General features: G+C 48.2%; 10 protein-coding genes. 5 read left to right on the plus strand and 5 right to left on the minus strand.

Translation table 11 applies throughout. The features are described 5' to 3' along the window. The 3 genes from BLV66_RS14010 to BLV66_RS14020 all read right to left on the minus strand — a co-directional run. Window positions 1-1,325 (minus strand): transketolase family protein (locus BLV66_RS14010; protein WP_093114574.1); only part of this gene is annotated, 1,325 nt, incomplete at its 3' end. 138 nt (window positions 1,326-1,463) lie between these two features. After that, the gene (locus BLV66_RS14015) at window positions 1,464-2,849 is read right to left on the minus strand and encodes an MATE family efflux transporter (protein ID WP_086986683.1); all 1,386 of its coding nucleotides are present in this window, start codon (window positions 2,847-2,849) and stop codon (window positions 1,464-1,466) included. A 106-nt stretch (window positions 2,850-2,955) separates the two neighbouring features. Next, a complete protein-coding gene (locus BLV66_RS14020) occupies window positions 2,956-3,876 on the minus strand; it encodes a Gfo/Idh/MocA family protein (RefSeq protein WP_176974293.1) in 921 nt (306 codons plus the stop codon). Between the two features lie 189 nt (window positions 3,877-4,065). Here BLV66_RS14020 and gmuD point away from each other — a divergent pair, with 189 nt between their 5' ends. The 4 genes from gmuD to manA all read left to right on the plus strand — a co-directional run bounded on the left by gmuD (window position 4,066) and on the right by manA (window position 8,692). Beyond that, entirely contained in the window at window positions 4,066-5,460 is a 1,395-nt protein-coding gene (gmuD, locus tag BLV66_RS14025) for a glycoside hydrolase family 1 protein (protein WP_086986685.1), read from the plus strand. A gap of 25 nt (window positions 5,461-5,485) precedes the next feature. Next, window positions 5,486-6,814 (plus strand): PTS cellobiose transporter subunit IIC, encoded by a 1,329-nt coding sequence (gene celB / locus BLV66_RS14030; RefSeq protein ID WP_086986686.1) that lies wholly within the window; start codon window positions 5,486-5,488, stop codon window positions 6,812-6,814. A gap of 178 nt (window positions 6,815-6,992) precedes the next feature. Further along, window positions 6,993-7,706, plus strand: coding sequence for a GntR family transcriptional regulator (locus BLV66_RS14035; protein ID WP_086986687.1), 714 nt, complete (start codon window positions 6,993-6,995; stop codon window positions 7,704-7,706). Window positions 7,707-7,732: 26 nt separating this feature from the next. After that, window positions 7,733-8,692 (plus strand): mannose-6-phosphate isomerase, class I, encoded by a 960-nt coding sequence (gene manA / locus BLV66_RS14040; protein ID WP_086986688.1) that lies wholly within the window; start codon window positions 7,733-7,735, stop codon window positions 8,690-8,692. Between the two features lie 79 nt (window positions 8,693-8,771). Here manA and BLV66_RS14045 read toward each other — a convergent pair whose 3' ends face one another. Continuing rightward, on the minus strand, window positions 8,772-9,632 hold the full coding sequence (locus tag BLV66_RS14045; protein WP_086986689.1) for an ROK family protein: 861 nt from the start codon (window positions 9,630-9,632) through the stop codon (window positions 8,772-8,774). Window positions 9,633-9,985: 353 nt separating this feature from the next. Between BLV66_RS14045 and BLV66_RS14050 the strand changes: the two genes are divergently transcribed. Then, window positions 9,986-11,035 carry an aldose epimerase family protein gene (locus tag BLV66_RS14050; protein WP_086986690.1) on the plus strand — a complete coding sequence of 350 codons (1,050 nt, stop codon included), beginning with the start codon at window positions 9,986-9,988 and terminating at the stop codon, window positions 11,033-11,035. A 98-nt stretch (window positions 11,036-11,133) separates the two neighbouring features. Here BLV66_RS14050 and BLV66_RS14055 read toward each other — a convergent pair whose 3' ends face one another. Continuing rightward, window positions 11,134-12,021: a DMT family transporter gene (locus tag BLV66_RS14055; protein ID WP_086986691.1), complete on the minus strand. Its 888-nt coding sequence runs from the start codon at window positions 12,019-12,021 to the stop codon at window positions 11,134-11,136. Window positions 12,022-12,072: the final 51 nt, after the last annotated feature.

Here is a 12,072-nt window from a genome sequence, read left to right on the forward strand (position 1 = left end):
CGCAAGTAGTCGGTGAAGACGAAGAATGTCCCTACATACGTTCTCGTTCCGCCATGCAGAACGATGCCGTTCATGATAGCGGCCATCGCGAATTCGCGCACGCCGTACCAGATGTTGCGGCCGGCATAGTTGCCCGGCTCAAAATCGCTTGCCGATTTGATCATTGTATTGTTTGAAGACGATAAGTCCGCAGAACCGCCCCAGAAATAAGGTACAGCTTCACCCAATGCTTGAATCGCTTCCGCGCTGGTCACACGGCTTGCTTTAGCTGCGCTGCCCACTTCATAAGTCGGCAGTTTGTCTTGCCAGCCTTCAGGCAATTTACCGTCGATGGCAGCTTCGAATTGTTGCGCCAATTCCGGATAAGCTGCTTTGTAGTCGTTGAATAGTGCAGTCCATGCCGCTTCAGCCTGTTGGCCTTCTGCAACCATTGTTTCATCGAAACGGGTGGTCACTTCAGCCGGTACGCAGAAAGCTTCATCTGCACAGCCGTAAGCCGCTTTAGCGAAGGCAACGCCTTCCGCTCCCAGGGGAGCGCCATGCACTTTGTGCGTCCCTGCATCAGGAGCACCAAAGCCGATGATGGTTTTGATTTCGATCAAAGTCGGTTTTTCGGTTTCAGCTTTCGCCTCTTCGATGGCTTTGGAGATGGCTTCCAGATCATTGCCGTCCTTCACCAAAATATGTTGCCAGCCGTACGCTTCGAATCGGGCAGCTACATCTTCCGTAAAGGATTTGGAAGTCGGGCCGTCCAAGGAAATGTCGTTGGAGTCATACAAACCGATCAATTTGCCCAATTTCAGGTGGCCAGCCAAGCTGGCTGCTTCATGGGAGATGCCTTCCATCAGATCGCCGTCGCCGTTCAGGAAGTACGTATAGTGATCCACAACCGGGAAGTTTTCTTTGTTGTAGGTAGCAGCCAAATGCGCTTCTGCCATTGCGAACCCGACCGCATTTGCGATCCCTTGTCCCAATGGACCGGTCGTCGCTTCCACGCCGTCCGTGTCATGCACTTCCGGGTGTCCAGGTGTTTTGCTGCCGAATTGACGGAAGTTCTTCACGTCGTCCAGGCTCACATTGAAGCCGGATAAGTGCAACAAGCTGTACAACATGGATGATCCATGTCCAGCCGATAATACAAAACGGTCACGGTCTGCCCACAAACTGTTCTTAGGGTTGACTTTCAAATGTTTTGTCCAAAGCGCGTAGGCCATCGGAGCCGCTCCCATAGGCAATCCAGGATGCCCTGAATTGGCCTTCTGTACGGCGTCTATGCTAAGTGTACGTACTGCATTAACTGCTAACTCATCAATTTGATCAAACATTTTTTTCCTCCTTAAGATAGTGAATCTAGTATTGAACTCCTCAACCAACTTTTATAATCATGATTTAATCTTATTATAACATATTCCGAATCGGTTTATATCAGTTTATTAACTTAGATATGCAGCAATAATGGATTATCAATCCGACAATTCAACCAAGCGGTCACCCTCAGTTTCCTTGCGTCTGTTCTCTTCCAATAAAGTCAATTTCTTTTTCAATTGACGGTACGCGTACATCATGGGAACAGCAGCCCCCACCCATGCAACGGGATTGGCAAAGGCGACAGCCTGGTAGCCTAACAGACTGGAAAATCCCAACGGAACGAGCACGCGCGCGACCATCTCCATCACACCCCCTAAGGTAGGCGCGGCGTTGTCGCCTACACCTTGCAGTGTATACCGTAAAATGATCAAAGTCGTCAATACAAGATAGAAGCTGGCCGTCGCAATAAAATACGTATGCGCATATGCCAATACAGCCGGATCATTCTGATTGAACAACAGCCGAATGATATCCGTCCCGAAGAACAAAAGCCCCCCTCCTAAAACAAGGCTGTAGCCAAAAGACAGCAGCAAACCGATGCGCACGCCTTCCCAAATACGCGAATACAATCCGGCCCCGTAGTTTTGGGCTGCGAAAGTCGCCATCGCGATCCCGATGGAGGCTATCGGCAATGTTGCCATGATGTCCAATTTTTGGGCGATGGCATATCCACCGACAGCTTCCGGTCCGAAGCCATTCAGACTTTTCTGCAATACAATCAGACCGATCGAAATGATAGAGGCTTGCAGACCGATTGGAAGCGAAATTTTCAATGGCAAAGAGAAGTCTGCTGGGTGCATGCGCCAATCTTCTTTGGAAAAGCGCAGAATGGCCATTTTCTTCCTTATGTATATGAAACAGAGAAAACTTGCGAACATTTGCGCCGCAACAGTCGCAAACGCTGCTCCTGCGACTCCCATAGAAAACCAGACAATGAACACATAGTCCAACACCACATTCAATAGGGAAGAAATCACCAGGATGACCAGCGGCAGCTTACTGTCACCAAGTGAACGCAGGATGTTGCTCAACAAATTGAATACCATGATTGCCACCGAACCCCACATCAAAACCAAAAAGTAAGCTTCGGCTTCCTTGCGTATTTCTGCCGGTGTATCCATAAATAACAGGATCTCCTCAGCCATCCAAACGCTCAGGATGGTGATGAGGACCGTTATGGCAAGCGTAATCCAGACGCTTATCGTGATGCTCTTCCGGATTCGTTCCTCATTTTTCGTACCAAAACGCTGCGCGATGACGATCCCTAAACCCGAAGTGACTCCAATCCCGAATCCATGGATGAAAAAAAGCACCCCGCCGACCGATCCGATGGCCGCCAGTCCGTCCACTCCCAATGTCCTGCCGATGATAATCGTATCCGCTAAGCTGTACAGTTGTTGGAATATATTCCCAATCAGCATCGGAACCGAAAACAGCAGAAGCAGCTTCGCAGGACTGCCGGCAGTCATATCTTTTGTCATCCTTCACCTCCATTTAATGATCCTAGGCCTTACTGATTTATATTATACCAGATATGTACGAACAAATTAACATTAAAGTATAATTTGTACCTACAAAAATCTCGTTCTATTCGTTTGGATTGTTTCCGAATCCATTGTCGGCAAGAATTTTCTCGCACAGCGAATGGCTCAGGTAGCTTGATTCTGTGGAGACGGGGTTGGTATGTTCCTTTACACCCGCCACAAACGAATCGATCAATGGCTCGAATCCTCTTTTGCGGAGTGTCCCTTCCCAATCGCCGAAAGCAATTTCCTGCTTGCCATTTTTTTGTTTGATGGTCATTTCGGTCAAATTCAGCACGCGTGCAATCCCTTCTGGACTTTGAACTTCCATGACTTCTTGATTGGCTCCCGCTTCATAGTTCATCGAAACGAAACAAGTGGTGCTCTTCGTTTCGAGCATCAGCCATAGCCGTTTCAATTCCCCTTCGTTTTCGACCAGATGCGATTGCACCGAAACCACCTCATCATCCAACAAATACAAGGCGGCATCTGCGATATGGATGAACAGATCGTAGACGGCGAAGCGGACCGATTCAACATTCTTCACGCGATCTTTCTGGATCAGGATCATCTTTTTGTCAGGAATCCCTTTCAACCGTTCCACCATCGGAGCAAAACGGCGATTGAAGCCCGCGGTAAGCAACAAGCCCTTGGCATCCGCCAACTCGATTAGTTCCTTTGTTTCTTCCAGATCAGCACTGATGGGCTTGTCCACATAGACCGAAATGCCGCGCTCCAGTAGCTTGCGGATGATTTCCGCATGGGCAACGGTAGCTACGTGCACAAAGGCAGCCTCAATTCCGCTGTCCAACCATTCCTCAATCGAAGTGTACAAATGTTGGAAACCAAATTTTTTCCCTACAGTTTCCAGCGTCTCCTTGTTTCGCGAGCACAGATGCCATTCCACCTCATCCTGCATCTCGACCATGATCGGAAGATACGCTTTTTGCGCAATGTTCCCTAACCCGATGACTCCAATTTTCATCACCTATCGCCTCCAAACCTGTTTGTTCTCTTTATACCATAATCAACCCCTCAATTCTCGTCAGAACGTGAAAATAATTGAAAAATAATAAAAATATATATTTTTCGTTGAAATCGATTGCATTTTCTTTTTCTATTTTGTATAATTCTATTTGAAGTTATGTATAGACATGGAAAAGGAGTTGTTTAGATGAAATACGAATTTCCTGCAGGTTTTTGGTGGGGATCGGCAGCAAGCGGACCGCAGACAGAGGGCACGGTTGCCGGAGACGGCAAGGGGGACAGCATCTGGGATCACTGGTACAAGCAGAACCCGGAACTGTTTTTCAATCAAGTCGGTCCTGAAGACACATCCTACGTATACAATCGCTACAAAGAAGATATAGCACTCATGAAAAAAACGGGCCACACAACGTACCGAACCTCCATTCAATGGAGCCGTCTGATTCCGGATGGGATCGGCGCAGTGAATCCGGAAGCGGTGGCGTTCTACAACAGCTACATCGACGAGCTGTTGGCCAACAACATCGAACCTTTCATGAATCTCTATCACTTTGATATGCCGTTGTCATTACAACAGAAAGGAGGCTGGGAAAGCAAAGAAGTCGTGGATGCCTATGCGGATTACGCGCGCATCTGCTTTGAGCTGTTCGGCGATCGCGTTAAAAAATGGTTCACCCACAATGAACCGATCGTTCCGGTTGAAGGCGGCTATCTCTACCAATTCCACTACCCTAGTGTCGTGGACATGAAAAAAGCCGTTCAAGTTGCTTATCACGAAACTTTGGCCAGCGCGAAAGCCATCAAAATTTATCATGAAATGAACTTTGACGGGCAAATCGGCATCATCCTCAATCTAACGCCTAGTTACCCGCGCAATGAGAATGATCCTGAAGACGTCAAGGCAGCCCATCTTGCTGATGCCTTCTTCAACCGTTCCTTCTTGGATCCTGCCATCAAAGGCACCTTCCCCGAAGATTTGGTTTCGCTGTTGAAGGAATTGGATTACCTACCGGAATATACGCCATCGGAATTAGAACTCATCAAACATAATACCATCGACATTCTGGGGATCAATTACTATCAGCCAAGACGCATCATGAAGAAAGAAAGCAAGGAACGTTTGTCCGACAAGCCGATGCCGGATGATTACTTCGACAATTACATCTGGCCGGAACGCAAAATGAATCCGTACCGCGGTTGGGAAATCTACGAAAAAGGTATTTACGATTGCCTGATCAATGTCCGGGACAACTACGGCAACCGACCGTGCTTCATTTCCGAAAACGGGATGGGTGTGGAAGGCGAAGAGCGCTACATCAACGCGGATGGTAGGATTGATGATGATTACCGTATCGAATTTGTCCAAAATCATCTGAAATATGTCCATCAAGCGTTGCAGGAGGGCTGTAATGTGAAAGGCTACCACATGTGGACATGCATGGATAACTGGTCCTGGACCAACGCCTACAAAAATCGCTACGGATTTATAGCGGTTAATCTGGCAGAAGAAGGAAAACGCACAATTAAGAAAAGTGGCTACTGGTTCAAAGAGGTTTCTGACAATAATGGTTTTGACGCATAAGGTTTTCAGGAAAGGAAAATGATTAATGAATAATTTTATTGATAATTTAGCCGAAAAATTGACTCCGCTTGCCGGCAAGCTCGGCTCAAACAGATACTTAGCAGTATTGCGTGACGCTTTTATGCTTTCTTTCCCACTGACGATGTTCGGTTCGATCGTAGTGGTGCTGAACAACTTGCCCTTCTGGAGCGATGACTTGAAAGGCACTCTGGGCGGTCTCTTCGGAAACGGCCAAAATGCGACCATGTCCATCATGACGATCTTCATCACGTTCGGTATCGGGTATTACCTGACCCGTTCCTATGATGAAGACGGCATCTTCGGTGGAGCTGTTTCGCTGGCTTCTTATCTGATTTTGACACCTTTCAGCTTCACGACTGCAGACGGCGCTGAAGTAAGCGGCGCGCTGTCCTTGGATCGCTTGGGCGCAAAAGGGATGTTCATCGGGATGCTGGCTGCTTTCCTTGCGGCTGAAATCTATGTGCGCATCACGAAAAAAGGCATCGTAATCAAAATGCCTGAAGGTGTTCCTGATGCCGTAGCTCGTTCTTTCGCTTCCCTGATCCCTGCCATTTCGACATTAACGATCTTTTTGTTTGTGAATGCCTTGGTTTCCGGCGTGTTCACGACAAACTTGCATGATGTGGTCTACACCGTCATCCAAAAACCGTTGGTAGGTTTAGGCAGCGGCCTGCCCGCAACCCTGCTTTCCTTGTTTTTTGTCCAAATCCTGTGGTTCTTCGGTCTTCACGGTCAAATCATCGTCAACTCCGTTATGGATCCGATCTGGAACACCTTGGCTCTGGAAAATCTCGATGCTTTTAAAGCCGGCGAAGCACTGCCGCATATCATCACGAAACCTTTCATGGAGACATTCACTGTCGGCCTGGGCGGTTCCGGTATGACATTGATGGTAGTCATCTTGATGGCTTTCGTCATGAAGAGCAGACAAATGAAAGACATCGGTCGTCTTGCGATCGGACCTGGTATATTCAACGTAAACGAGCCAGTCATCTTCGGCTTGCCGATCGTATTGAATGCCTCTATCCTGATCCCTTGGGTGTTGACACCGCTGATCGTAACGACCGTCAATTACTTGTCGATGGCATCCGGTTTGTTCCCTACTCCAACAGGCGTAACGGTTCCTTGGACTGTTCCGTTGTTCTTCAGCGGTATGATGGCCACCAACTCGGTTATGGGCGGCGTGCTTCAGCTGATCGACTTCGCAATCGTCGGAGTGATGTGGTATCCATTCCTGAAGGTTGTTGATAAAGCGAATTTGGCACTCACTGTCGAAGATAATGAGCAAGCACCTGACCGCACTTCCTTGCAAGGCGCGCAATCAAAAAACTAAGCTGATTCATTCCGGAAACTGCATTCTCTGATTTTTCGAGCAAATGGCCCGAGGCAACCTGCTTCGGGCCATTTGCCTTTCCTTAATCAGCCAAATGTAAAGGTTAACTTGTTTCAAGTCTAGCCATTACGGTATAATGGGGAATGAAATCGTGTAATTTCCGGGAGGATCGACTGTAATGAAAAAATATGAAGAAATAGCGGATGAACTGCGGCGCCGCATCGCTGATGGCGAATACGCGGAAGATGAAATGCTCCCGGACCAGATCGCCTTGGCGGAAGAATTCGGTGTCAGCCGGATGACCTTAAAGAAAGCCATCGACATGATCGCAATGGAGGGACTGATTTTCCGCAAACGGGGTGTCGGGACCTTCGTCATCAAGAGTGCCCTCTGGAACAGCGGAGATTCCAAAGCAGATGAATATGCTGGCTTATCCAAACAGTTTCCGAACAAGACTGTAAAGAGCAAAATCATCCTTTTTGATATCATGTTCCCTCCCAAGACCATCCAAGCCTTGTTGATGCTGGAAGATAATCAGCCTGTCTATCATCTGCAGCGGCTACGGATTATCGACGACAAACCGTATATACTTGAAGACACCTACTTTGTGGCTGGATTGGTGAAGGACCTGACGGAGGACATCATACACCGTTCCATCTACGACCATATCCGTGATACCTTAGGGCTGAAAATCGGCGGAGCCTACCGAAAAATCCACGCTGACCGATCCAATGAACTGGATTGGCATGAACTGGAATGCGATGCGAATACTCCGATCCTTGAAGTGGAACAGGTCGTTTATCTCACGAACGGGATTCCTTTCGAATACTCGACTTCCCGCAGCCGCTTCGATACTCGTTCCTACACCATCACGGATATTATTAAACAATAACAAATATAAATATTAGGAGGAAAAATATGCAAGAGCCATTGTTCATCCAACCTGTCCTGCAAGAAAAAATCTGGGGTGGCACCAAGCTGCGTGACATCTACGGTTACGACATCCCCAGCGACCATACCGGTGAATGTTGGGCCATCAGCGCCCATCCCGATGGCACCGGAGCCGTGGAAAACGGTCCATACGCCGGCACCAAACTCGATGTCCTCTACTCAGAGCATCCTGAGCTGTTCGAAAATCCGACTTCGCCCGTCTTCCCGTTGCTGACCAAAATCATCGACGCTGCGGAAGCCTTATCCGTCCAGGTTCATCCCGATGACGCATACGGTCTGAAGCATGAAGGCGAGTTGGGAAAAACCGAATGCTGGTACATCATTGATGCCGATGACGATTCCGAAATTATCTACGGACACAATGCCCAAACCAAAGAGCAGTTTTCAGAAATGATTGCGGAAGGCAACTGGGATACCTTGCTGCGCCACATCAAAGTGAAAAAGGGCGACTTCTTCTTCGTACCGAGCGGGACGATCCATGCCATCGGCGGCGGCATCACGATTCTGGAGACGCAACAAAGCAGCAACACGACTTACCGCGTCTACGACTTCGACCGCAAGGATGATCAAGGCAAAACCCGTGACTTGCACATCCAACAATCCATCGATGTGTCGATGATTCCGCATAAGGATCCTGCGAACCATTTCGAAACAACCACAGTGGACGGAAATACCGTGACGACTTACATCGAAAGCGACTATTTCACTGTCTATAAATGGGACATCCTTTCGGAAATGGTCTTCAAAAAAACTGCTCCCTACACCTTGGCGAGCGTCATTGAAGGCAACGGCAGCCTGACTGTCGCCGGAAAAACCTATCCGTTGCAAAAAGGCGACCACTTCATCTTGCCTGCGACCGTTTCGGCTTGGTCCCTATCCGGCAACATGGAACTGGTGGCGTCCAATCCCGGACCGAAAAACAGCTGAGAATAATAATAAAGCGGCCCTTCCTGACGATAGCTTCGTCAGGAAGGGCCGCTTTTTCTGTTGCTGATTCGATCGTTTATTATGCTTTTACTTCATTCGCCAGGATGATCGCACCGGTAATACCGGCATCATCGCCTAACCCTGGCAGCACCAGATAATCATCCACAGCAGGGACCGGCACATAGTCGGCAAGCAGCTTCGTAAATTTCACTTTGATATTATCAAGCATACCAGGCACTTTCATGACGCCCCCGCCCAATACAATGCGTTCTGGACGCAGGATGACTGTATAAGCTTCCAAAGCTTGAGCGATATAATAAGCGATGTAATCCCAGACTGCGTCGGTAGGTTCAACATCTTTACCGGCTTTACCCAACCGTCCGTCTATTGATGGACCGGCAGCCATACCTTCAAGGCAATTGCCGTGGTAAGGGCAGAAACCTTCATAATGGTCATGTTCATGCGGACGCACCAGCATATGCCCCATTTCCGGATGTCCGATGCCCTGCAGGATTTTTCCATCGACGATCGCACCGGCTCCAACACCTGTACCGATCGTGATGTACATGATGTTCTTCATCCCTTTTGCAGCCCCCAGAGCAGATTCGCCCAAGGCTGCACCGTTCACGTCAGTCGTCCATCCCATCGGAACAGCATATCTTGCTTTCATGGCACCCAGGAAATCAAAATCTTTCCAGGCCAACTTTGGCGTAGAGAGGATGTGGCCATATGTTTCCGAGTCTGCGTTGACGTCGATTGGCCCAAAGGAACCGATTCCGATTGCAGCTAAATCAAAACGATCAAAAAAAGCAAACACCTGCTCCAATGTTTCTTCCGGCGTAGTCGTCGGGAAAGCGACCCGTTCCAACAACTCATTTTTTTCATTTCCGACGGCGCACACAAATTTTGTTCCGCCTGCTTCAATTCCACCTACTAGCATAGATATCTCACTCCAATTGGTTAGTTTTCGCGTGCGTTGCTACCCTCGGAACCAACATGAAAAGACGTCCGATTTGTCATGATCCAGCATTCCCGCACTTCCTTCTATTATACCGCTTTCAGTTGCCGGAATCATGTTTTTCAGGCATTTTTTGCTGAAATTCGGCACTTTTTTTGATTAAGTTACAAATGCAAGTAAAAATTTACTTAAATTATAAAATATTTTACTGTTTTTGTTGCTTTGCAAAATTCAAACGCTTACAATGGAGTGGAAACTTATCTACAATTTCAGAGAAAAATACAGCGGATGTCTGCATTCGCTCAAATTTAAGCAACCACGAGAGGGGAAACAAAATGAAAGTATCTGAAGTAATAATCGGGCAAGCCCACGGAAAAAATGTTGTGGCTTATACCTTGACGAATCCGAACGGCATATCCCTTACAGCGATGACCTACGGCGCCACCATCACGGAACTTTTGATGCCTGATAAAAACGGAAAGACGGAGAACGTTATTTTGGCAATGGATTCTTTGGATGATTACGTAACACATCGTCCGTATTACGGAGCCACCATCGGCCGGATCGCCGGACGCATTACCAAAGGAACTTTTGATTTGGACGGAATCGCGCATCAATTGGTTGTGAATGAAGGAGGCAATCAACTGCACGGCGGCCCAACCGGATTGGATACGCATGTCTGGGACGCAGAAATCCAGGCATCCGCTGATGAAGCGAGCATCCATTTCACAACGACCGATGCAGACGGTGCCAATGGCTATCCCGGAACACTTTCGGTAACGGTCAGCTATACGCTCACTGCCGATAGCGAATGGAAAGTCACTTATCGAGCAACGACGGATCAGGCGACCTTGTTCAACCCTACCAACCATGTATATTTTAACCTGAGTGGGGACATCAACAAACCGATCCTGCAGCATGATCTGCAACTGAACAGCGCCGCTTTTGCCGAATTAGGCGAAGGCAACCTTCCCACCGGGGCCTTATTGCCGGCAGAAGGGACCCCTTTTGATTTCCACAACGGCGGAAAACTTGCAGTTGCAGCTGAGCAGAGCCATCCGCAGACACAAAAAGTCGCCGGCTTCGATCACCCTTTCCTATTGCAACACGATGATGGAAACCCTGATGCGATCCTCAGCGATGCGGAATCTGGCCGAACCGTCAAAATGTATACGGATCAGGATTGTGTTGTGATTTATATGCACAACGCCGCCATCGATAAGCACACAATCGCCGGCAGTCCGGTAATCCAATATGCCGGCATCACCTTGGAGACGCAGGCGTTGCCTGATGCCATCAACCAAGAAGGCTTCGGAGACATAACGCTTCGACCGGATGAAGTCTATTCAGCTAAAACAATCTACAAATTCGAAATCCAAGACTGATTGCTAACAAAGGAAGGTGGACCGCAAATCCGGATGATTTACGGTCCACCTTCTTTTATTGCATGTTGATAGCGTAAAAATTGACAGTACCATCAGCCTTAGACATCCGTAATGGATTTTCGGTCTGTCAAGGTTGTCTTAGGCTTCAGCTCCACGACCAATACGCCAGCCAGAATCAATGCTGCTCCGATAAGCATCCGCAATGTGATCTCTTCCTTCAGAAAAAGCGCGGAAGCGACCATTCCGAATACGGCCTCCAACGACAGTATGATGGCTGTTTCCGTTTCTTTGGTGAACTGCTGCGAGGCCGTTTGGATCAGAAAGCCCAGCATCGTGCTGACCGTCCCCAAATAAAAGATGGAAAAGTAGCCTTCTCCGGCTTCCGGCAAAACGAATTCTCCCCTTACAAGCGATACAATCACTCCCAACAAAGCGGCTGTGCCCATCTGGATGGTCGTCAGTGCATAAATATTTTCGCCCAGCACGAACCGGTTTGTGAAGATGATTTGCAAAGCGAACAACAGAGCGCAAACCAGCGTCAACATATCCCCGAAGTTTACGGTGTGGAAGTCGGTCATCGAAATGACGGTGATGCCGCCGATCGACAACAGCGCGCCCACGATGGCTGGGGCAGTCACTTTCCTCCTGAAAAAAAGGGCACCTATGAACGGCACCAACACGACATTGAAGGCGGTAAGGAAGGCATTTTTTGAAGGTGTCGTATAGACCAGTCCTACCGTCTGAAATAAGAAAGCCAAGTAAAGGATGCTTCCGAGACCGATGCCTTTCAGATAAGTCTTTTTGGTCGCATGCTTCAGCTGGCCGAAAAAAATTGCCCCCATCAGAATGAATGCCAACAAAAAACGCATGGTCAATATTTGGTATGGGGAAAAATACTCCAACGATATGGCGCTCACGACGAATCCCGAACCCCATATCATCGTCACAAAAATAAGTCCGATTTGTCCCTTTCTTCTGTCTTTCATATCACTTCCCCTTTCTATCGATAACGATACTTGCCCGATTGAATTGTTGAC

This window comes from Trichococcus collinsii (genome assembly GCF_900107505.1).
Taxonomy (GTDB): Bacteria; Bacillota; Bacilli; order Lactobacillales; family Aerococcaceae; genus Trichococcus; species Trichococcus collinsii.

Excerpts from the sequence above, each read along its gene's own strand:
- manA (WP_086986688.1), top strand. The coding sequence starts at position 7,733 with ATGCAAGAGCCATTGTTCATCCAACCTGTCCTGCAAGAAAAAATCTGG.
- BLV66_RS14050 (WP_086986690.1), top strand. The coding sequence starts at position 9,986 with ATGAAAGTATCTGAAGTAATAATCGGGCAAGCCCACGGAAAAAATGTT.
- celB (WP_086986686.1), top strand. The coding sequence starts at position 5,486 with ATGAATAATTTTATTGATAATTTAGCCGAAAAATTGACTCCGCTTGCC.
- BLV66_RS14045 (WP_086986689.1), bottom strand. The coding sequence starts at position 9,632 with ATGCTAGTAGGTGGAATTGAAGCAGGCGGAACAAAATTTGTGTGCGCC.
- BLV66_RS14055 (WP_086986691.1), bottom strand. The coding sequence starts at position 12,021 with ATGAAAGACAGAAGAAAGGGACAAATCGGACTTATTTTTGTGACGATG.
- gmuD (WP_086986685.1), top strand. The coding sequence starts at position 4,066 with ATGAAATACGAATTTCCTGCAGGTTTTTGGTGGGGATCGGCAGCAAGC.
- BLV66_RS14015 (WP_086986683.1), bottom strand. The coding sequence starts at position 2,849 with ATGACAAAAGATATGACTGCCGGCAGTCCTGCGAAGCTGCTTCTGCTG.
- BLV66_RS14020 (WP_176974293.1), bottom strand. The coding sequence starts at position 3,876 with ATGAAAATTGGAGTCATCGGGTTAGGGAACATTGCGCAAAAAGCGTAT.
- BLV66_RS14035 (WP_086986687.1), top strand. The coding sequence starts at position 6,993 with ATGAAAAAATATGAAGAAATAGCGGATGAACTGCGGCGCCGCATCGCT.